We start from the raw sequence: 20821 nt of genomic DNA on the forward strand, positions 1-20821 counted from the left end.
CTAGTGGTTGATATTTATAGTTTTCAACAGTCCTACTGAGCATCTAAGATTAGCATTTTCTGTATGATTGAGAATTAATAATGAGTATTTCAATTACTTTGAAATCTGAGATTTTAAGAGTTTGTTTTGCTCCTCCATCAAACCTTTTAAATCTGACAATAACTCAATATCCTTTGGCGTTGCAACCGTTTTATCCTTGGTATCTTGCGCTTTATTTCTTAGTTTATTCATAGCCTTAACAACAACAAACACAGTAAAACCAATGATTAAAAAATCTAAAAATACTTCGAACAATTGTCCATATTCAACAGCTACTTCGCTAGTTGTTATTGCACCTGAATCATCTGCAACACCTTCTCTTAAAATCAATCTTTTATCCTGAAAATTTGTACCATCAGATAATAATGACAAAGGTGGTAGTAATACTTGTTTTGCAAGGACATCTATAACCTTATTAAAAGCAGCACCTATTATAATACCTATGGCCATATCCATCATATTACCCTTTACTGCAAATTCCTTGAATTCTTTTAATAGCTTCATTTTTGATTAGGTTTAAATTAACACTTAGACCAACAAAGTTAAAAAGAAGAAAGGGTTATTTATTTCTGGCTTCAAAAATTTTGAGATATAGAAAAGTTCCCATTTTACGAGCGCGTCGTTTAGCATTTTCCGCAAAGTCACCTTCAAATAATTCATCTATAGTTTGAAACCATAGATTTAACCAAAGTCCAAAATGTAGATCTGTAATGCTATTATTGTGCGCTTCATCTACCTTAACATGAGCCTCTAAAGGATTACCGTAATATCTAGTTTTTAAAAACAAACTCGACTCCCAAAACGTGGTAAGATGTTCTAGATGCGCATGCCAATCTTTAATAGTTTCGTTGAAGAATGGGCCTAAATCTTTATCCTCTCTCACTTTTGCATAAAATTGTGAGACTAAACGGTATATATCCTCTCTGGTTTTGATATCTGATTTACTCATACATTAATTATCCTAAGCTTCCCATACAATACTAATGATCGACTTGAATTCTTTGTTCGGAATACAATATTCCATAAAGTCAGAATCTTCTTGATAATCACCCAATTTAAACCAAGTTGAACGACTAATTTCTTGAGCTTTTTCTTTTCCTGTATAAATAAAATCATAGTCAGCAGCAATATATTCAGCTGCAACAGAATCTTCTGGAGGTGGCAATTTAGTTATATCTTCAACCCAACATTTCAAATCTGATGATTTCCTCCAATATTTAACAATACCATTATTTATAAAAACTATAAATAAAGGACAAATATCCAAAGTGATTAACCTAAAAACAATTGATGTTAGGCTAGTTTTGAATCTAATAGAAAGTTCTTTAATAAGATTTGGACTAAAATATTTTCCAATTACAAATTCTCTAAATATTTTTTCTGGCATTAGCAATTCAGAGGCGAAATCATTTGCTTCAAACTCTTGTATTCCCCTTTTAGCTTGGTTTTCAACATTAAACCAATTTAAAGTATTTGAATTGTCTGTATGTAATTCTAATTTGTCGTGTAAAAAAAAATGACCTAATTCGTGAGCAAGAACAAAACGGATTCGTTCAGGATAAGGAATCGAGGAATTAACCTTTATAATGGTTCTTTTCTTCCCTCTAATAATTTTACCATCTGCATTATCTAAATGTTCAAAAATATAGATTATTCCAAATCCTCTTATCAAATCTTCGTTAGATAATTCCGTGATTTCATCAAATCCAATTTCTTCTAGAATTTCTTTTGCTTTATTTTTTCCTCTATTATTCGTCTTCAAGTAATTCAATGATTTCAATCAAATTTTGGTCTTTTATTATTTCTTTTATTTCATCTTCACTTAATTTGTCAAGTTTGTTGAATTGAAATTCAACTTGATTTTGTTTTATAAGTTGATTTAAATAAGCAATTGGTTTGTCAAGTCCTTTCTGAATAGCATCTTGAAAGGATTCAACAGCCTTTTTCAATAAAGCATTGTCCTTCTCTTCATTTATTGAAGCACGCAGTTTAAATTTTAATTGTTTTATTAATTTATCTTGACGTTGTGAATTAGCATCTAAATCAACACCATAGTCAGATAAACTTTTACGTATATCATTGATATCTCCAGAAAGATGACTTTCGGTAAATCCCTTGTCAATTATTTCTTTAAGCTTATCCATTTTTCTTGTAGTTTTAGTTGTTTTCTAGACAGTCTTTTAGTAGCATTATTAACTTCTATAGTTGTAGTGTCATTAAGTTCAGCAATTTCTTTGGGTTTAAAATAACCAGAGAGCCAACATTCAAATACTGCCAATTCTAAATCATCAGCTCCCTGTTCTTTTAAAGAGTTCAAAGTATCTTTTGAAATTTCATCAAAGTCTATAATTTGTGGTTCATCATCTGCTTCAATTTCACTTAATTCTATATAATCATTGACTTCAATTAAATAGGTTTCATCATTGTTTATAATATCATTTTCTTGAGAAGAGCCTTTGCTTTCATTTTTAAGCTTTCTAAAAAAATTATGTAAATCACTTTTCAAAGAACCAAAAACAAAATTTTCAAATGACGTTTTATCCTTGTCCCAATTTCTAGTTTCATTGCATGCTTTAATAAGAACATTATAGCAAAAGTCTAAATAGTCAAAACCTTTTCTTGCGCTTTCAGATTTATTATAAAAACGACCACGAACATAATGTTCCATCCTATCTAATAGTTCTTTCATATCGATAGAATCTAGGTGTTCTAGTATTTCTTTTTTAGTTGCTATAGCCATGTTTCATAAGAATATGCTCATGTTGAATAAAATATTTCCATAAAGATGGCAAAAAAAAATCACTAATGAGCATATACTATTGAAAGACATGCAAATAACCAATTTTATGAAGCATAGTCAAATAAATAATTTATAAACCCAAAATACGTTATGGTAGAAAAATTTAAACAAAAACAGTTATTTCTTGACCCTGAAAAGAGTTCAGGTAAAATTAAAATCGAAAAGCTTTGTGCTTTGATTGAAAATCATCCTTATAAAGATGATATTTATGAAGTTTTTAATGTTGAAAGCATTAAAAACAACTACATATCAATTGACTATGTTGATTTAGTATATAATAGAATCTCGTCGTTACTTTCCAATTATAAACGCTATAAAATAATTGCTGAAACCAAGAATATTGATGTATTCGAAGAAGCTGTTACTGATAGCAATGAAACTAATATAGTTTTCAATTTTGAAGAATATTTAGACATAGATGAAGTAAAAGGTGACCTAAAAGCAATAGCAATTTATGATTCCAAAAATACTTTTCTAGATGAATATGTAATGACAAAGTATGCTAATAACCTGTTTAAAATTGGACAACCAGGACTTGCAAATTATAATGTGCAATATTTTAAACAAATGGCAGAAAGCAATGATAGTCACAATAAAGAAAAAAGCTATCGTTTAGTTGATTTTGATGGAACGACCTATGTTCGAGGTATTACTTCTTTGAGGTATTATGAATATGGTATTGATTTTACTTTTGTTGTTGGCATGTTAAGTCTTTATAAAAACATACAAGACAATCCTGGTGTTGAATACGAAATAAGAAGTGTTGCAATTAGTGAGTCTAAATTAGAAATTATAGCAGCGGAGAAGTTTGCTAAAAAAGCTGACTCCTTTGGTTATATATCTTCAGCAGTTAGAATAACTACAAATGATTTAGGAACAGGCTCTTTAAATTTTGTTAACATAATTAATGTATTGCAAAAAGATTCTACTGGTTTTTATTTAATCCCAAAAAAGAACTCAATGGTAGAAAATAGCTCTTTAGTTATAAACCATAATACAAAACCTGAAAACGTTTTTGAATCTATAAAAGGAATAGATGGTATTCTCAATACAACTGATAACTTTATTGAAGAGTTAAAAAGTGTAAAAACAATTAATACTCCAGATGAATTGAGAGTGAAGATACTTTCTAAAATTCAAGCTCCAAGAAGTAGTTTTAAATCTATTAAAAAGCTCTCTGACATTTTTAATAGAAAAATTGATAATGAAGTTGGTAATTTTAAGAAGCTTTTAGAAATGTGCAATAAAGCCGAAGAATTAGATATTGAGTATGATTTAAAGGATAAGCTTAGATATATTATTTCAGATATAATTCTTTATGGTAAATCAAGAGATTAAATTACAATTAAGTAATTAACAATATAAATCTAGGTGTTTATTTATTTTATTACAATCTTACTATTTTTACAGCATGATAACTGTTACAATTTTAGGTGCAGGAAATGTTGCATCTCATTTATATAAAGCCTTTAAAAACGCTAAAGATGTTACTGTTAAACAATGGTATAATCGTACTTACAGCGATATATCTTCTTATGCGAATGAAGTTGACACTATAGATGATTTGTCTCAACTTGAAGGTGCTGACATTTACATTATGGCTGTTAGCGATGATAGTATTGCATCGCTTTCTAGAGCACTACCTTTTGAAAACAGATTGGTAGCACATACGTCTGGTAGTGTTTCCATTCACGATTTAGATAAAAAAAATCAACGTGCTGTATTTTACCCTCTACAAACTTTTTCTAAGGATGCGGAATTGGATTTTAATGAAATTCCTATTTGTATTGAAGTGACTGAAAAAGCAAATCTTCAGTTTATGAAAGATTTGGCTGAAACCATGGGTTGTAAATCTTATAAAATCAATACAGAACAAAGACAGACTTTACATTTATCTGCTGTTTTTATAAATAATTTCACCAATCAGTTATACAGAATAGCACACGAAATAAGTGATGCTAAAAGTATTAACTTTGATATCCTTAAGCCATTAATTTTGGAAACAGCCAGAAAGGTTCAGGATATGTCACCCTACATGGCTCAAACAGGACCAGCAAAACGCAACGATAAAAAAACCATAAAGCGTCATTTAAAACAGTTAGAAAACGAAGAGCATAAAGCCATTTATGAATTATTAACGGCTTCAATAAAAAAAACACATGGACAACGATAAAAGCTATAAAGAATACCTTATAAATATAAACACCTTTATTTTTGACGTAGATGGTGTACTTACCGATGGTACTGTTACTATTACCACATCTGGCGAAATGCTTCGCAGAATGAGTATTAAGGATGGATTTGCCTTAAAAACTGCTGTTGATGCTGGTTTTAATGTGTGTATAATCTCTGGTGGCTCTAACGAAGGTGTTCGTAAACGTTTACAAGGCTTGGGTGTAAAAGACATTTATTTAGGCGCACACAATAAAATTGAACAACTCAACGATTATTTAGAAAAGAAAAACGTTAAAGCTTCTGAAGTTTTGTATATGGGAGATGACATTCCAGATTTTCCTGTTATGAAGCTCGTAGGTTTACCATGTTGTCCACAAGATGCTGCTCCAGAAATTAAAGCTATTTCAAAGTATATTTCACATAAAAATGGTGGGAAAGGCGCTGCTAGAGATGTTATTGAGCAAGTACTAAAAGTACACAACAAATGGAATGGTAATTTTGACGCAAAATACGATTAAATAACATGGCTCGTAGAAGCAGACGACATAGTACTGGTTTTGGTTATATAGGGTTTGGTAACAACCAATCTACTTTTAACCAAAAAACAAGTACTCCCTTTTCTGTTTACAAAGAAAAACTAGATTTAGAGGCACATCTTCATTTCGAAATGGAGTTTATGCACAAAGATCTTAGTAAAGCTGATAAAGAAAAAATTAAAAATAAAATCCGCAAACAAGAACGTAAACTATTCTGGAGAACAGTTATTATAAGCCTTATCATTTTTGCTTTTGTAGTTTATCTTATTTATTATCTAATCAATCAAATTCTTTCTCATTAATCCCTAATAATGATTCATTTTCTTAATCTAATCCGTTGGAAAAACCTAATTATGATTGCTCTTGTGCAAATATTAATTAAATATGCTTTGTTGCTTCCATTTAATGAAAGTCAAGGTGTTACAACAACGCTCGGTACTTTTGCCTTTGCTATTTTGGTAGTAGCTACTCTGTGTATAGCGGCTGGAGGTTATATAATTAACGATATTTATGATATTGACACAGATAAGGTGAATAAACCAAGCAAAGTCATTATCAATAAATACATTTCAGAAAAGGATGGCTACACCTACTTTATGCTTCTAAATGTCATTGGTGTTGGATTGGGTTTTTACCTTTCGCACCTCATTAATTATTCGTCTCTTTTCGTAGTCTTTTTTATTAGCTCTGCGTTGCTATACATCTACTCTACTGCCTTAAAACAGATGTTTTTAATAGGGAATATTGTGGTTTCTATTGTTGTGGCACTAAGTATTTTGGTGGTTGGTATTTTTGAATTAATCCCTTCCATGATGTCTTTCAACAATGTGGCCAATATGCCTTTTTTAGAAATTATAAGAGACTATGCTATTTTCGCCTTTTTAATAAATCTTGTTAGAGAAGTTATAAAAGATATTGAAGATATTAACGGAGATCATAAGGTTGGTATGCAAACCATGCCCATAGTTTTAGGAAGAGATAGAGCTACTAAAATTGCATTTGCGCTATCTTTAATTCCTATTTTCGCTGTAGTTTATTACATTATCACAAGTTTATACACACAACAAATTTTAGTCGGTTACTTTTTAATATTTGTTGTTGCTCCATTAATTTATATTGCCATAAAGATTTTTAGTGCAGAACAGCAATCGCATTACAAACATATTAGTTTTATGTTAAAACTAGTTATGCTCACAGGCATGCTTTCTATGAGTCTTTACCCTTTTATTTTGAAGTAATATGCTAAACGACAATCTAAAGGATTATAATATCATCTTAGCTTCGGCATCACCAAGACGCCATGCCTTTTTGAAGTCTATGAATATAGATTTTGAAGTGCGTCTTCATCCTGTAGATGAAGTATATCCTGAAACTTTAAAAGGCACAGAAATCACAGATTATTTAGCAAAATTAAAAGCTGAAGCCTTTAAAACGGAACTCAAAGAAAACGATATTTTAATTACGAGCGATACTATTGTTTGGTTTAATAATAAACCTGTTGAAAAACCAAAAGATAAGAATGATGCCTTCAGGATGATTACATCGCTTAGTAATAAATCCCATGAGGTAATGACCTCAATTTGCTTTACACAACCAACCCAACAAAAAGTTGTAAATACCATTACCAAAGTTACGTTTAAGGCATTAACAGATGAAGAAATCTGGTACTACGTAAACACCTACGAACCATTAGACAAGGCTGGTGCTTATGGCATACAAGAATGGATTGGTGCCATTGCAATAACTAAAATTGAAGGGTCTTATAATAACGTCGTTGGCTTACCCACACATTTACTTTATGAAACGTTAAATACCATTGCCAACACTTAAGCAGATTGTAACTTTGTAAGAAAGCCCAAAATAGGCACTGGGCAGTCAGTAGACAGTTTCCTTCCCTATCCTTATTATTGACTATCAGGTTATTGAAAATAATAAATATTAGCACATGAAAAAGTTACTTTTTATACTCACAGTTTTAGTAGTTGCATTTCAAAGTTGTAAAGAAACAGTTGAAACTACTTCGGAAATCTCAGAAAATTTACGTCCAGAGATTGAAGAAAAACAACCTAAAGAAGAATTATCACAAGTATTTAAAGACTATTGGTATTCAGGCGAAGCCGAAATTACATCTTACAAACTAGAACAAGTACGTTATGGAGAAATAAGAGACGGTAAAGCCGTTTTAGTTTTTGTTACTGAAGATTTTTTACCAGACACACAAGTAAAAGCAGATAATTACAGTGACAAAAACATTCCAGTTTTAAAATTAAATGCTACCAAAAAATTCAATACTGGTATATATCCATATTCTATAATGCAGAGCACATTTTTTCCTGTAGCTAATAATCAACACGCATTAAAAGTTTCAGCTTCTATACAAGAATGGTGTGGACATGTATATACACAACTTAATAATCGTAATGAGTTTGAAGTTTCTTCACATTCCTATTTTCAAGGTGAAGCTGATCAAAATTTCAAACTAGAAAAAACCTGGACAGAAAATGAGATTTGGACCAAACTGAGAATAAATCCAAATTCATTACCAGTTGGTGAAATCAGTATTATTCCTTCATTAGAGTTTACTAGATTAAAACATAAAACTATTACTTCCTATAAAGCTTTTGCAAATTTAAACGATGGCACATACACCTTAAATTACCCTAAGTTAAACCGAAGCTTGAAAATTAATTTTAACACAGTATTCCCTTTCGAAATTTTAAGTTGGGAAGAAACATCAACAAACGGTTTTGGTGCATCAGCAAAGACTTTAACAACCAAAGCTACTAAACTAGAAACGATTAAATCAGCCTATTGGAACAAAAACAGTAATGCAGACGAAAGTTTAAGAACTACATTAAAGTTACAATAGATTATTAGCTACCTTTGTTTGTAATTAACCATTAAACGCTATGTCTAATTTCTTTGAAACTTACCGATCCGAAATTATATACTCTGCGATTGTACTCATAGTTTTACTAATTATAAGAGCAATAATTGTTGTCACGGTAAACAAAATTGGCAAAAAAAGTGGAACAACAGAAGCGAGAGCTGCACTAATTGGTCGTTATGCTACTGTAACCCTGGTACTTTTGGCATTGTTGATAGAAGCTTTTATACTCGGTGCCAAAACCAGTGATATTACCTTAGTATTTTCTTCTGTTTTTGCTGTTATTGGTATTGCATTATTTGCTATCTGGTCCATTTTAAGCAATATTACTTCAGGCGTCATTATGTTCTTTTCATTTCCATATAAAGTTGGTGACAAAATAAAAATACACGATAAAGATTATCCCGTAGAAGCCATTATAGAAGACATTAGAGCATTTCAACTTATACTAAGAGAAGATAATGGCGATTTGGTCACTTACCCTAACAACTTAATTCTTCAAAAAGCTGTAACTTTAATGAAGAAAGATGCTTTAGACGATAGCAGTATTCTTTAAATTATGATTAAAAGACGAACTAAGAAAAAGCGCACCCAAGAATCTAAAAAACATATTGGTCAGGTTCCTGGTACGTTAATCTATACAGGAAAAAAGTCTGATAAAGATTTTCATGTAGAATGCTTCGATTATACAAAAGACTATATTGAAGAGTCTATATTACTCAATATTGAAGATGCTATTAACTATAAAGAAACAGACTCGGTAACCTGGATAAATGTCGACGGACTTAAACATACAGACAAAATTGAAGATATTGGTAAACAATACGATCTGCATCCGCTGGTTTTAGAAGATATTGTAAATACTTCGCAACGCCCTAAAATTGATGAGTATGAAGATTATTTGTTTGTTGTGCTAAAAATGCTGTATTACGATGACGACGAAAACATTGTTATAGAGCAAGTTAGTATTGTATTAGGTAAAAATCATGTGTTAACATTTCAAGAATCTGAAGGAGATGTTTTTGGTTCCATTAGAGAACGTTTGCGATTATCTAATGGTAGAATACGAGGATTAAAATCCGATTATCTAATGTATGCATTAATTGATGCTATCGTAGATAATTACTTTAGTCTCATTGAAACCCTTGGCAATAAAATCGAAGACTTAGAAACCGAACTCTTTTCAGGGAACGCAAGAGAAAATGTTAATATAGACATACAACAACTCAAACGCGAAATTCTGAAAGTACGCAGGGCAATTTTTCCACTTCGCGAAATTATAAACCGTATTGAAAAAGGAGATCATCCATTTATCTACAAACGCACAATCACCTTTTACAGAGATATTTACGACCATTTAATTCAAGTATCAGAAAACATAGATATTTACCGTGAAATGATATGGAGTTTAATGGATATGTACATGACCACTATAAGCAACCGAATGAACGAAGTAATGAAAGTGCTTACCATTATGTCTTCCATATTCATTCCATTATCCTTTTTAGCTGGCCTCTATGGTATGAACTTTAAATACATACCAGAACTCGAATACCGCAATGGTTATTTTGTGCTTTTGGGAGTTATGTTTACTATTTTTGTTGGGCTGCTCATTTACTTTAAAAGAAAGAAGTGGTTGTAAGATAGCTTGGTAAAACTTTAAGGTTTTAAAAACCTGACAGGTCTGAATTCTGTAGCCAGTTCAACGTTAAACAAAACCAAAATACAAGGCTTTAGTGGCTAACTTTTTTATATTTGAAACGTAACTAACTAATATGTACAATGCACCATTTTAAACTTTGCCTTGTTTTACTTTTCGGCTTTATAGTTTCACTACCTGCACAACAACCCAAAAAATTTAATTCATCAGAAATCTACGAAGCTGTCCAAAAACTAAACGTTTTAGGTTCTGTTTTGTATGTTGCAGCGCATCCAGACGATGAAAATACACGATTAATATCTTATATGTCTAACCAAGTTAAGGCACGTACGGCTTACCTTTCGTTAACACGAGGTGATGGTGGACAAAATCTTATAGGTCCAGAAATTAGAGAACTTCTTGGTGTCATTAGAACCCAAGAATTACTAGCAGCTCGTCGTGTCGATGGTGGTGAACAAAGATTCACTAGAGCCAACGATTTTGGTTACTCAAAACATCCTGACGAAACCCTAGAGATCTGGAATAAAGATTTGGTTTTGGCAGATGTGGTTTGGGCAATTAGAACCTTTAAGCCAGACGTGATTATTAACCGTTTTGACCACAGAACACCTGGCAGAACTCATGGTCATCATACAACTTCTGCGATGCTAAGTATGGAAGCTTTTGATTTGGCCAGTGATGCTTCTCAATATCCATCGCAGTTAAAATATACAGAAACTTGGCAGCCAAAGCGTATCTTCTTTAACATATCTTGGTGGTTTTATGGAAGCCAAGAAAAATTTGAAGAAGCCGACAAAAGCAATATGTTAAATTTTGATATTGGTGTTTATTACCCGAGTAAAGGTATGTCTAATAACGAAGTTGCTGCCTTGGCAAGCAGTCAGCACTTATGCCAGGGTTTTGGTCGTTTATCACAACGAGGCACACAACAAGAATACATTGAATATTTAAAAGGTGAACCGTTAGATGATAGCAAATCAGTTTTTGCCGGAATAGATACGTCTTGGAATAGAATTGAAGGTGGAAAAGCAATTGGAAACATTTTAAACTCCGTTGAAGAGAATTTCAATTTTAAAAACCCAGCCACTCACCTACCACAATTATTAGAAGCCTATAGATTACTTCAAAATGTAAAAGATGAGCATTGGAAAACCATTAAAACTAAAGAATTACTAACTATTATAGAAGCTTGTGCAGGCTTATACTTAGAGGTATCAGCAAATTCACCACATGCAGCACCTAACGCTACCGTAAGTTTAAACATCGAAGCATTAAACCGAAGCTCTGCATCAATTAATTTAAAATCCTATAAGTTATCGACACTTCCCAATGCTATTTCTAAGGAAATGGATATGGTAGAAAACCAGAAGTTAAATTTTAACGAAGCCATTACAATACCAAAAAACAGCCACTACACGACTCCGTATTGGCTAAATAAAAAGAGTACACTTGGTATGTATCATGTTGATAATCCGCAATGGATAGGCAAACCAGAAACACCAAGAGCTGCATTTGTAGATTTTAATTTAAACATTGAAGGGACACCTATCACCATAACCAAACCTGTAGTATATCGGTATTCGCAACCAGACAAAGGCGAATTGTACAGACCTTTTGAAGTAATACCAGAAGTCTCTGCAAGCATTTCTGATAAGGTTTTTATTTTTGAAAACGATCAACAAAAAGAGATTGAAGTGATTGTAAAAGCTGGTAGAGACGCCATTGAAGGTTATGTGCAAATGGCTTATCCAAACGATTGGAACGTCTATCCACAAAAGCAAAAAATTGAAATTGTTAATAAAGGTGATGTTCAAAAAGTGGTATTTACAGTGATTCCGCCAAAAAATCAGAGTGAAGGTCTTATTACACCAATGGTAAATAGTAATGGAGACTATTACACTGACGAACTTGTAGAAATAGACTACAGTCACATTCCGTACCAAACCGTTTTAATACCAAGCGTAAGTAAAGTGGTTCGTTTAGACATTGATAAACGTGGTAATAACATAGGCTATATTGAAGGTGCTGGAGATGTCGTGCCAGAAAGTCTAAGACAAATTGGTTACAACGTTACCATTATAAAACCAGATCAAATTTCAGCCGAAAACCTAATTAATTTTGATGCTGTTGTTGTAGGTATTAGAGCGTATAATATTTTGGACGAACTTAAGTTTAAACAAAAATTCTTACTAGATTATGTTAAAGAAGGTGGAAACCTCATTGTACAGTACAACACTAACAGACGTTTAAAAGTTGAAAATTTATCACCTTACGATTTAGAACTCTCAAGAGATCGTGTTACTGATGAAAATGCTGAAGTTAAAATACTTGAGCCAAGTCATCCGCTATTAAATTTTCCAAATAAAATTACAACACAAGATTTTGAAGGTTGGGTACAAGAACGTGGTTTGTATTTTCCTAATGAATGGTCAGAAGAATTTACACCACTTCTTTCTATGAACGACAAAGGCGAGTCTTCTAAAGAAGGTAGTTTATTGGTTGCCAAATACGGAAAAGGAAACTACATATATACAGGTTTAAGCTTTTTTAGAGAGTTTCCTGCTGGTGTTTCTGGCGCATATCGTCTTTTTGCCAATCTGCTTTCTGCTGGTAAAGAAGAAGCTAGTAAAATTAAAAACTAATTACTAACAGCCAACCACTAACCACTAACCACTAACCACTAACTACTAACTACTAACTACTAAAATATATGCACAACCAAGACCAACCGCAACCAAAGCAAAAATGGGACAAGATGTACACCATCGTACTCATCGCAAATGCACTTTATATCGTATTGTTTTATTTTATAACTGCTTCATTCGCTTAAGCCTATGCAACAGACTTTAGACTGGATAGATTGGACGGTTTTAATTACCACTTTGGCCATCATTGTAGGTTATGGCACATGGAAAACACGTGGTAGTAAAAATGTTCAAGATTATGTAAGAGGTGGTAATACTACAAAATGGTGGACAATCGGTTTGTCTGTAATGGCAACACAAGCTAGTGCTATTACGTTTCTTTCTACTACGGGTCAGGCATTTTCGGACGGTATGGGATTTGTACAATTCTATTTTGGCTTGCCGATTGCTATGGTGGTTATCTGCATGGTATTTATTCCTATTTACCATCGGCTTAAAGTATACACAGCTTACGAATTTCTCGAAAATCGTTTCGATCTAAAAACCAGAACACTGACTGCTATTTTATTCTTAGTTCAGCGTGGCTTGGCGGCAGGTATTACCATTTTTGCTCCTGCCATTATTCTTTCAGTTGTATTAGGTTGGAATATCGTTACCCTTAACATTATCATTGGTGTTTTAGTGATTATCTATACCGTTTCTGGTGGTACTAAAGCTGTAACTGTAACACAAAAACAGCAGATGTTTGTGATTTTCGCTGGTATGATCGCTGCACTAATAATTATCATTAATCTTATACCTAATGAAGTTTCTTTTGTTGATGCTATTGATATTGCAGGCGCTACAGGAAAGATGCAAGTACTGGATTTTTCTTTCGATTTAGAAAATCGTTATACCGTTTGGACAGGACTTATTGGTGGCACATTCTTAATGTTATCGTATTTCGGTACCGATCAAAGTCAGGTGCAACGCTACCTTTCTGGTAAAAGCATAAAAGAAATGCAAATGGGCTTACTCTTCAACGGACTACTAAAAGTACCTATGCAGTTCTTTATTCTTCTGGTTGGTGTTATGGTATTTGTGTTTTATCAGTTTAACCCTTCACCATTAAATTTTATTGACAAGTCTACGGAAACAGTTTTAGCTTCAGAATACGGAAATGAATATAGAGCACTCCAAGATAAACAAGCAGAATTATTTGACATGAAGCAACGCCTTAGTTTAGCTTATGCAAAGAACGAAAACCCTGAGTTAAAACAACAACTTTTTCAAATAGATAGTATTGAAAAAACATATCGTCATAATTCTAAAGTTCTTATTAAAAAAGCCATTGATCCTGAATATGCAAGTAAATATGACGCTCTAAAAAAAGAAGTATACGAAAATACTTTTGGTTTAATTAAGAAGGGCACCTACAATGAAAAAATTGAAGAACTAAACGAATTATCAAAGGAGGCTGCCAAAGACACACAGACCAATGACAGAGATTACATGTTTATTCGGTTTATTCTAAATCATTTACCAACAGGTTTAATCGGTTTATTATTGGCAGTAATCCTTTCTGCAGCGATGTCATCTACGGCATCAGAAATTAATGCTTTGGCTACGATTACATCTATAGATCTTTACGGTAGAAATCTGAAGGAAGATAAAGGTGAAACGCATATGGTAAATATGACTAAGTGGTTTACCTTAGGCTGGGGAATTGTTGCGATAATTATTGCCTGTTTTGCGGATTTGGCAGAAAACTTAATTCAACTTGTAAACATTATTGGCTCTATATTTTATGGTAACGTGCTCGGCATTTTTTTACTAGCCTTTTTCTTTAAACGTATAAAAGGGAATAGCGTCTTTACAGCCGCTTTAATTACGCAGGCTATAGTTATCATTGGCTGGGCTTTTGATTGGATGCCTTATTTATGGCTAAATCTTTTTGGTTGTGTTGTTGTAATAGTTATTGCTAATTTATTTCAAAGTTTTACTAAGAAAGTAGTTTAAGTTAAAAATAAAAAAAGCACAATCGAAATGATTGCGCTTTTATTTAAATTGGGTATAAAATGTTAATTACATCTCTCCCCATTCTTTTAAAGAATCTTGATTCATTTTAATATAATCGGCATTTCCTGCTGCCTTTGCACCTTCAAGGGATTTCTTTGCAGCTTCTATGGCTCCTTTTTTGTCACCATTTGCTGCATGTATTAGAGATTGTTGTCTTAAATACCAGAAACGTGGTTCTTTTTCTGTCATTTTTACAGCTTTGTCAATCCATTTCATTGCTTGGTCTAAGTCTTTACCTTCAGATAAATTATAGACAGCTGCGGAGTAATAATCACCAGCTGAAGGACCAGACATTACATTTTTAATAGATCTTGACACCTTCTCTTCAGTTGGAACTTTAAAAGTAACGGCAGCATAAGTGTTTTCCCAAACGAAACCAATACTTGCAGAATTATTAGTTAAATCATCAAATCCTATAGTCCAAGTCTCAACATCCATTGGCATTTCATAAACTTTTACAGAAGCTTTTGCAGCAACTTTAGAATCATCCCATTTAGCTGGTGTTCCCCAATTATTTGTGTCTGAATAAAAAATAACTTCCCAAGAATCCTTATTAGGAGTGATAAATATAGCATAAGAACCTGCTTTAAGTTTACCACTTTCTAAAGAAACATCATCACTAAAAGTAACGATAGTGTTTTTATTGGCACCTGCACGCCACATTTCCCCATAAGGCACAAGATCGCCAAATATTTTTCTTCCTTTCATACTCGGACGAGAGTATTCCAAAGTTACGTCTGTCAAACCAACCTTCTGCTCTATTTTAGTAAAAGGACTTGGCTGTGGTGTTTCCACCTGTGCATTCACAGAGAACATTAAGGTCAATGCAAATGTTAATAGTACTAGTTTTTTCATGTTGATAAGTGTTGTTTTAAAATAATGTTAAAATTACAACTAAAGACAACTTAGGAATGTTAATGAATACCTAAAAATAAAAATTAACACTGAATTTACTTTTCATTTATTCTTTTATCGTAATATTGCAATATAATAATTAAACCAAATTATGGGACTTACTAAATCTGAGATTTTCACGAATGAGCAAAACCAAATTGCCTCATTAGCAAAAGCGTTTGCACATCCTGCAAGAGTTGCAATTTTACAACACATAATCAACTCTAATACTTGTATCTGTGGTGACTTAGTAGACGAAATTGGTTTGGCACAAGCAACAATTTCTCAACATCTCAGAGAATTAAAAAATATAGGGTTGATAAAGGGAAATATTGAAGGCACCAGTGTTTGCTATTGCATAGATGAGAATAATTGGACTGAGGCAAAACATATTATTTCTCAATTTTTGGATTATGAATCTAAAAATACCAACTGTTGTTAAACCATATTGATTTTATATCAATACAAAACATATAATTATGAAAACCGAACAAGAACTTAAAGACATCGTAAAAGAACGATATGCTAAAATTGCTGAACAAGGCAAAGCTGAAAATGCTTCATCTTGTTGTGGAGCTACTACTCCATCCAACAAAGTTTATAACATAATGATGGACGATTACTCTGAAACCAAAGGTTATGTAAGTGATGCTGACTTAGGTTTGGGTTGTGGATTACCAACGCAATTCGCTTTAATAAAAAAAGGCGATACCGTTATAGATTTAGGGTCTGGTGCTGGTAACGATTGTTTTGTAGCGAGACATGAAACCGGTAGTGAAGGAAAAGTTATTGGTATTGACTTCACACCTATTATGATACAAAAAGCACGAATCAATGCTGAAAAACTTGGTTACAACAATGTTGAATTTAGAGAAGGAGATATAGACAATATGCCTGTAAGCGACAATGTTGCTGATGTTATCGTAAGTAATTGTGTACTTAATCTAGTGCCTAACAAACAAAAAGTTATCAGTGAAATTTTCAGAGTATTAAAACCAGGAGGTCATTTTAGTATTTCTGATATTGTTTTAGTTGGTGATTTGCCAAAAGCCCTAAAAGAAGATGCAGAAATGTATGCTGGATGCGTGGCTGGAGCTATACAAAAGGAGGAGTATCTTAAACATATTTCTGATCAAGGTTTTGTTAATATTACTATTCAAAAAGAAAAGCCCATCTCTATTCCAGATGATATCTTAAGTAAATATTTGAATAAAGAATCGATCGAACAGTTTAATTCTGAAGATGTTGGTATTTTCAGTATTACAGTATATGCTGAAAAGCCTAGCAAAAAGGAAAAGAAACCAAAACTTCAATTAGCAGACATTACTACTGATGAGCCATGTTGCTCACCAGATGGCAACTGTTGTTAAATTATATAAAATCACTAACCTAAGATGATATTTTCAAAATTATCGGAAAAAATAGATGGTCTTGATACATCTATAATTTCTAAAGAAAGGAAAGCCATTTTACAGCCTTTAATAGATTTTATTCAATCTAAAGTTGATGCAAAGCAGATGATTAATCTCAATTTCATATGCACTCACAATTCAAGAAGAAGTCACCTATCACAAGCTTGGGCGCAAGTCTTGGGTACGTATTATGGTATTGATAATCTGTTTTGCTATTCCGCAGGTACAGAGGCAACTGCTTTATTTCCGGTAGCAGCAGAAACACTTTCTAACGCTGGATTTAACGTAGAACCATTATCTGAGAGCCAGAATCCTGTGTACAGTTTAAAATATGCTGAAAACACACATCCTATCATCGGATTTTCAAAAACCATTGCGTCGGAATTTAATCCTAAAAGTGGTTTTGCCGCCATAATGACCTGCTCTTCGGCAGATCAAGGTTGTCCTTTTATTGCTGGTGCAGAAAAGCGTATTCCAATTACTTACGAAGATCCAAAAGTAGCTGATGGCACTCCGCAACAAATAGAAAAATACGAAGAGCGTAGTACTCAAATTGCTACTGAAATGAAATTTATTTTTTCTCAGATAAAGCACTAATCAAAAATGAAAAAGAAACTCAGTTTTTTAGATAGCTACCTTACATTATGGATATTTTTAGCTATGATTTTGGGAGTTGGGATAGGTTACTTTTTTCCAAAATTTCCAAAGCTAATTAACTCTTATAGTAGTGGCACTACAAACATTCCTATTGCCGTCGGACTTATATTAATGATGTATCCTCCACTGGCAAAAGTTAATTATAGCTTACTACCTAAGGTTTTTAAGGATGTAAAAATATTATCCATTTCATTAGTGCTCAACTGGATTATCGGCCCTGTTTTAATGTTTGTTTTGGCCATACTATTTCTACAAGACAACCCAGAATATATGGTAGGCCTTATTCTTATTGGTTTGGCACGTTGTATAGCTATGGTATTAGTATGGAACGATTTGGCAGAAGGTAGTAGTGAGTATGGTGCTGGTTTAGTGGCATTAAATAGTATTTTTCAGGTGTTTGGTTATAGCTTTTATGCTTATCTGTTTATCACTGTGCTACCACCCTATTTTGGTTTTGAAGGTGCCATTGTAGATATATCTATTGCCACCATTGCAGAGAGTGTTGCTATTTATTTAGGTATTCCGTTTTTAATGGGAATTTTGTCACGTGTAATCCTTGTGAAACTTAAAGGTGAAGCTTGGTATACTCAAAAATTTATTCCAACCATATCACCTTTAACACTTATTGCCTTGTTGTTTACAATTATAGTAATGTTTTCTTTAAAGGGTGAGTTAATTGTTGAAATCCCAGGAGATGTATTAATCATAGCCATACCGTTGTTAATCTACTTTACCGTAATGTTTCTTATTGGCTTTTTTGTAAGTAAAGCAATGGGAGCACCTTACGATAAAAATGCAGCAATCGCATTTACAGCAGCTGGCAACAATTTTGAATTAGCAATAGCAGTCGCCATTGCAGTCTTTGGTCTCAACTCAGGCCAGGCCTTTACTGGAGTTATTGGGCCTTTAGTAGAAGTACCTGCACTAATTCTTTTGGTACGCGTCGCTTTTTGGTTGCGAAAAAAATACTATACTACATCAAGAGCATAAGCCTAAAAAACTGCTTGCTCTATCTTAGGAGTTAAATTTTGTTTAACTTTTAATTTATATCATTAAACATTTTGTATCTTTACATTGTAAATTAACTACAATGGCAAAGAAAAAAAATATAAAGCAAGCAGACCTCATTTCTTTTTACATGGATTATGTCCTTACGCACAACCAACAGCCTAAATCGGTATATGTGTTTGCTAAGGATAATAACTTTGAAGAACAACAATTTTATCAGTTCTTTTCGTCATTTGATGTTTTAGAACAGTCTATTTTTAAAATATTCTTTGATAATGCGATTACCGTTTTAGAGAAAAGCGATGATTACGCCTCTTTTGATGCACGCAATAAACTTTTAAGTTTTTATTTCACATTTTTTGAAATTCTAACAGCAAATAGAAGTTATGTCGCTTATGCTTTGGGTGAACACAAAAATTCATTAAAAACACTCCGCACTTTAGCTCCTTTAAAACAACGTTTTACCAATTATATTGAATTACTAGATATCAAAACGATAGATTTAAAACAAGAACAATTAACCAAACTACAGCAACGTAGCATAAAAGAATCAGCATGGTTTCAATTACTGCTAACCATGAAATTTTGGTTAGATGACAGTTCACCTTCATTCGAAAAAACAGATGTATTTATTGAAAAATCAGTACGTGCAAGTTTTGACCTCATAGATACTACACCACTGAAAAGTTTAATTGATTTTGGGAAGTTTATTTACAAAGAAAAAATACACAGCAATTAAATGAAGACAATAGATAGCATACCCATTTCAAAAATATCTCGTGCATCAAAGCTGGTGACCACAGGTGCAAAAGTTGGTGTAAACTACTTAAAATATTATGGTGATAAGATTACCAAATCTGAAGCCGAGGCCAAAGAACGGCTAAATCAAAACAATGCAGAAGATATTTACGACAGCCTAAAACAACTGAAAGGAAGTGCTCTTAAAGTTGCACAAATGTTAAGCATGGAAAAAAGTATTTTACCACAGGCTTATGTGGAGAAATTCTCGCTGTCCCAATTTTCGGTGCCACCATTATCACCTCCATTAGTGATTAAAACATTTAAAAAATATTTTGGGAAACATCCCGACGATTTATTTGATACTTTCAATGCAACTTCAGTCAATGCTGCCAGTATTGGCCAAGTCCATATTGCAGAAAAGAATGGGAAAAAATTTGCTGTGAAAATCCAATATCCTGGAGTTGCAGAGAGTATCGCATCAGATTTAGCATTGGTTAAACCAGTGGCTATAAAGATGTTTAATATTAAAGGAAAAGATTCTGATAAGTACTTTAAAGAAGTTGAAGATAAACTTACAGAAGAAACAAATTACAATCTCGAAATAGCACAAAGCAAAGCTGTAGCAGATGCTTGTAAGCACATTCCGAATTTAAAATTTCCAGAATATTACGAAGATTTATCTTCTGAGCGCATTATAACCATGGATTATATGGATGGTGAGCATATTTCTGAATTTGCAAGCCACAATACAGATCAAGAAAAGGCAACTCAGTTAGGGCAAGCATTATGGGACTTTTATATGTTTCAAATTCACAACCTAAAAAAGGTGCATGCCGATCCGCATCCTGGAAATTTTTTAATTTCTAAAGACGGACAACTTATCGCTTTAGACTTCGGTTGCATGAAAACTATTCCAGAGGAATTTTACAAACCATATTTTGATCTCACAGAAAAAGATATCATCAATCAACCTGAAAAATTTAAAGAAAAACTCTACGAATTAGAAATTCTTAGACCTGATGATTCCGAAGAAGAAATTATCTTTTTTACCGATATGTTTCATGAATTATTAAGTCTATTTACTCAACCATTTCATTCAGAAGAATTTGACTTCTCGGATGACAATTTCTTCGGAAAAATTACCGAAATGGGACAGAAGTATACAAAGAGTACAGAATTACGCAACATGAATGGTAATCGTGGCTCTAAACATTTCATTTATATCAACCGAACCTTCTTCGGCCTTTACAATTTAATGTTTGACCTAAATGCTAAAAACATCAAAATCAATAATTTTATAAATCTTTAA

Annotated in this window: 23 protein-coding genes; 17 read left to right on the top strand and 6 right to left on the bottom strand. The window is 32.8% G+C overall.

All coding sequences use genetic code 11. The annotated features are described in order from the left end of the window. Window positions 1-93 precede the first annotated feature (93 nt). Genes mscL through FC091_RS10175 form a run of 5 tightly spaced genes read right to left on the bottom strand, consistent with a single transcriptional unit; the run spans window position 94 to window position 2779 of the window. Window positions 94-543 carry a large conductance mechanosensitive channel protein MscL gene (gene mscL / locus FC091_RS10155; protein ID WP_138434168.1) on the bottom strand — a complete coding sequence of 150 codons (450 nt, stop codon included), beginning with the start codon at window positions 541-543 and terminating at the stop codon, window positions 94-96. 55 nt (window positions 544-598) lie between these two features. After that, window positions 599-988 (bottom strand): group III truncated hemoglobin, encoded by a 390-nt coding sequence (locus tag FC091_RS10160; protein ID WP_138434169.1) that lies wholly within the window; start codon window positions 986-988, stop codon window positions 599-601. A gap of 12 nt (window positions 989-1000) precedes the next feature. Continuing rightward, window positions 1001-1801 carry an ImmA/IrrE family metallo-endopeptidase gene (locus FC091_RS10165; RefSeq protein WP_171032505.1) on the bottom strand — a complete coding sequence of 267 codons (801 nt, stop codon included), beginning with the start codon at window positions 1799-1801 and terminating at the stop codon, window positions 1001-1003. Next, window positions 1788-2183 carry a hypothetical protein gene (locus FC091_RS10170; RefSeq protein WP_138434171.1) on the bottom strand — a complete coding sequence of 132 codons (396 nt, stop codon included), beginning with the start codon at window positions 2181-2183 and terminating at the stop codon, window positions 1788-1790. Before FC091_RS10170 ends, FC091_RS10165 begins: the two co-directional genes overlap by 14 nt. After that, the gene (locus FC091_RS10175) at window positions 2162-2779 is read right to left on the bottom strand and encodes a hypothetical protein (RefSeq protein WP_138434172.1); all 618 of its coding nucleotides are present in this window, start codon (window positions 2777-2779) and stop codon (window positions 2162-2164) included. The genes FC091_RS10170 and FC091_RS10175 overlap by 22 nt, the downstream gene beginning before the upstream one ends. A gap of 150 nt (window positions 2780-2929) precedes the next feature. Here FC091_RS10175 and FC091_RS10180 point away from each other — a divergent pair, with 150 nt between their 5' ends. The 11 genes from FC091_RS10180 to FC091_RS10230 all read left to right on the top strand — a co-directional run bounded on the left by FC091_RS10180 (window position 2930) and on the right by FC091_RS10230 (window position 14740). Continuing rightward, the gene (locus FC091_RS10180; protein WP_138434173.1) at window positions 2930-4177 is read left to right on the top strand and encodes a hypothetical protein; all 1248 of its coding nucleotides are present in this window, start codon (window positions 2930-2932) and stop codon (window positions 4175-4177) included. 73 nt (window positions 4178-4250) lie between these two features. Then, window positions 4251-5012 carry a Rossmann-like and DUF2520 domain-containing protein gene (locus tag FC091_RS10185; protein ID WP_138434174.1) on the top strand — a complete coding sequence of 254 codons (762 nt, stop codon included), beginning with the start codon at window positions 4251-4253 and terminating at the stop codon, window positions 5010-5012. Next, the gene (locus tag FC091_RS10190) at window positions 4999-5532 is read left to right on the top strand and encodes a KdsC family phosphatase (protein ID WP_138434175.1); all 534 of its coding nucleotides are present in this window, start codon (window positions 4999-5001) and stop codon (window positions 5530-5532) included. Before FC091_RS10185 ends, FC091_RS10190 begins: the two co-directional genes overlap by 14 nt. A 5-nt stretch (window positions 5533-5537) precedes the next feature. Beyond that, window positions 5538-5852 carry a hypothetical protein gene (locus tag FC091_RS10195; protein ID WP_138434176.1) on the top strand — a complete coding sequence of 105 codons (315 nt, stop codon included), beginning with the start codon at window positions 5538-5540 and terminating at the stop codon, window positions 5850-5852. 9 nt (window positions 5853-5861) lie between these two features. Further along, window positions 5862-6788, top strand: a complete 927-nt coding sequence (locus FC091_RS10200) for a geranylgeranylglycerol-phosphate geranylgeranyltransferase (RefSeq protein ID WP_138434177.1) — start codon at window positions 5862-5864, stop codon at window positions 6786-6788. Window position 6789: 1 nt separating this feature from the next. Then, window positions 6790-7380, top strand: a complete 591-nt coding sequence (locus FC091_RS10205; RefSeq protein WP_138434178.1) for a Maf-like protein — start codon at window positions 6790-6792, stop codon at window positions 7378-7380. 115 nt (window positions 7381-7495) lie between these two features. Then, window positions 7496-8419, top strand: coding sequence for a septum formation inhibitor Maf (locus tag FC091_RS10210; protein ID WP_138434179.1), 924 nt, complete (start codon window positions 7496-7498; stop codon window positions 8417-8419). 40 nt (window positions 8420-8459) lie between these two features. Further along, a complete protein-coding gene (locus FC091_RS10215) occupies window positions 8460-8993 on the top strand; it encodes a mechanosensitive ion channel domain-containing protein (RefSeq protein ID WP_076621050.1) in 534 nt (177 codons plus the stop codon). Window positions 8994-8996: 3 nt separating this feature from the next. Next, complete coding sequence (corA, locus tag FC091_RS10220; RefSeq protein ID WP_138434180.1) at window positions 8997-10079, top strand: magnesium/cobalt transporter CorA; 1083 nt, start codon at window positions 8997-8999, stop codon at window positions 10077-10079. A gap of 140 nt (window positions 10080-10219) precedes the next feature. Then, on the top strand, window positions 10220-12739 hold the full coding sequence (locus FC091_RS10225) for a PIG-L family deacetylase (protein ID WP_138434181.1): 2520 nt from the start codon (window positions 10220-10222) through the stop codon (window positions 12737-12739). A gap of 192 nt (window positions 12740-12931) precedes the next feature. Next, the gene (locus FC091_RS10230) at window positions 12932-14740 is read left to right on the top strand and encodes a sodium:solute symporter (protein WP_138434182.1); all 1809 of its coding nucleotides are present in this window, start codon (window positions 12932-12934) and stop codon (window positions 14738-14740) included. Window positions 14741-14806: 66 nt separating this feature from the next. Here FC091_RS10230 and FC091_RS10235 read toward each other — a convergent pair whose 3' ends face one another. Next, a complete protein-coding gene (locus FC091_RS10235; RefSeq protein ID WP_138434183.1) occupies window positions 14807-15655 on the bottom strand; it encodes a DUF2911 domain-containing protein in 849 nt (282 codons plus the stop codon). Between the two features lie 151 nt (window positions 15656-15806). Between FC091_RS10235 and FC091_RS10240 the strand changes: the two genes are divergently transcribed. From FC091_RS10240 to FC091_RS10265, 6 genes are all read left to right on the top strand, one after another. Continuing rightward, the gene (locus FC091_RS10240; protein WP_138434184.1) at window positions 15807-16136 is read left to right on the top strand and encodes an ArsR/SmtB family transcription factor; all 330 of its coding nucleotides are present in this window, start codon (window positions 15807-15809) and stop codon (window positions 16134-16136) included. Between the two features lie 37 nt (window positions 16137-16173). Then, window positions 16174-17064 (top strand): arsenite methyltransferase, encoded by an 891-nt coding sequence (locus FC091_RS10245; RefSeq protein ID WP_138434185.1) that lies wholly within the window; start codon window positions 16174-16176, stop codon window positions 17062-17064. A 24-nt stretch (window positions 17065-17088) separates the two neighbouring features. Further along, entirely contained in the window at window positions 17089-17703 is a 615-nt protein-coding gene (locus tag FC091_RS10250) for an arsenate-mycothiol transferase ArsC (RefSeq protein WP_138434186.1), read from the top strand. A 6-nt stretch (window positions 17704-17709) separates the two neighbouring features. Further along, window positions 17710-18753, top strand: coding sequence for an ACR3 family arsenite efflux transporter (arsB, locus tag FC091_RS10255; protein ID WP_138434187.1), 1044 nt, complete (start codon window positions 17710-17712; stop codon window positions 18751-18753). A 100-nt stretch (window positions 18754-18853) separates the two neighbouring features. Beyond that, window positions 18854-19510: a TetR family transcriptional regulator C-terminal domain-containing protein gene (locus tag FC091_RS10260; RefSeq protein ID WP_138434188.1), complete on the top strand. Its 657-nt coding sequence runs from the start codon at window positions 18854-18856 to the stop codon at window positions 19508-19510. After that, window positions 19511-20821 carry an ABC1 kinase family protein gene (locus tag FC091_RS10265; RefSeq protein WP_138434189.1) on the top strand — a complete coding sequence of 437 codons (1311 nt, stop codon included), beginning with the start codon at window positions 19511-19513 and terminating at the stop codon, window positions 20819-20821.

The organism is Winogradskyella algicola (genome assembly GCF_005869935.1).
GTDB classification, from domain to species: domain Bacteria; phylum Bacteroidota; class Bacteroidia; order Flavobacteriales; family Flavobacteriaceae; genus Winogradskyella; species Winogradskyella algicola.

Coding starts and splice junctions, on each gene's coding strand:
- mscL (WP_138434168.1), bottom strand. CDS start 543: ATGAAGCTATTAAAAGAATTCAAGGAATTTGCAGTAAAGGGTAATATG.
- FC091_RS10160 (WP_138434169.1), bottom strand. CDS start 988: ATGAGTAAATCAGATATCAAAACCAGAGAGGATATATACCGTTTAGTC.
- FC091_RS10170 (WP_138434171.1), bottom strand. CDS start 2,183: ATGGATAAGCTTAAAGAAATAATTGACAAGGGATTTACCGAAAGTCAT.
- FC091_RS10175 (WP_138434172.1), bottom strand. CDS start 2,779: ATGGCTATAGCAACTAAAAAAGAAATACTAGAACACCTAGATTCTATC.
- FC091_RS10180 (WP_138434173.1), top strand. CDS start 2,930: ATGGTAGAAAAATTTAAACAAAAACAGTTATTTCTTGACCCTGAAAAG.
- FC091_RS10185 (WP_138434174.1), top strand. CDS start 4,251: ATGATAACTGTTACAATTTTAGGTGCAGGAAATGTTGCATCTCATTTA.
- FC091_RS10190 (WP_138434175.1), top strand. CDS start 4,999: ATGGACAACGATAAAAGCTATAAAGAATACCTTATAAATATAAACACC.
- FC091_RS10195 (WP_138434176.1), top strand. CDS start 5,538: ATGGCTCGTAGAAGCAGACGACATAGTACTGGTTTTGGTTATATAGGG.
- FC091_RS10200 (WP_138434177.1), top strand. CDS start 5,862: ATGATTCATTTTCTTAATCTAATCCGTTGGAAAAACCTAATTATGATT.
- FC091_RS10205 (WP_138434178.1), top strand. CDS start 6,790: ATGCTAAACGACAATCTAAAGGATTATAATATCATCTTAGCTTCGGCA.
- FC091_RS10210 (WP_138434179.1), top strand. CDS start 7,496: ATGAAAAAGTTACTTTTTATACTCACAGTTTTAGTAGTTGCATTTCAA.
- FC091_RS10215 (WP_076621050.1), top strand. CDS start 8,460: ATGTCTAATTTCTTTGAAACTTACCGATCCGAAATTATATACTCTGCG.
- corA (WP_138434180.1), top strand. CDS start 8,997: ATGATTAAAAGACGAACTAAGAAAAAGCGCACCCAAGAATCTAAAAAA.
- FC091_RS10225 (WP_138434181.1), top strand. CDS start 10,220: ATGCACCATTTTAAACTTTGCCTTGTTTTACTTTTCGGCTTTATAGTT.
- FC091_RS10230 (WP_138434182.1), top strand. CDS start 12,932: ATGCAACAGACTTTAGACTGGATAGATTGGACGGTTTTAATTACCACT.
- FC091_RS10235 (WP_138434183.1), bottom strand. CDS start 15,655: ATGAAAAAACTAGTACTATTAACATTTGCATTGACCTTAATGTTCTCT.
- FC091_RS10240 (WP_138434184.1), top strand. CDS start 15,807: ATGGGACTTACTAAATCTGAGATTTTCACGAATGAGCAAAACCAAATT.
- FC091_RS10245 (WP_138434185.1), top strand. CDS start 16,174: ATGAAAACCGAACAAGAACTTAAAGACATCGTAAAAGAACGATATGCT.
- FC091_RS10250 (WP_138434186.1), top strand. CDS start 17,089: ATGATATTTTCAAAATTATCGGAAAAAATAGATGGTCTTGATACATCT.
- arsB (WP_138434187.1), top strand. CDS start 17,710: ATGAAAAAGAAACTCAGTTTTTTAGATAGCTACCTTACATTATGGATA.
- FC091_RS10260 (WP_138434188.1), top strand. CDS start 18,854: ATGGCAAAGAAAAAAAATATAAAGCAAGCAGACCTCATTTCTTTTTAC.
- FC091_RS10265 (WP_138434189.1), top strand. CDS start 19,511: ATGAAGACAATAGATAGCATACCCATTTCAAAAATATCTCGTGCATCA.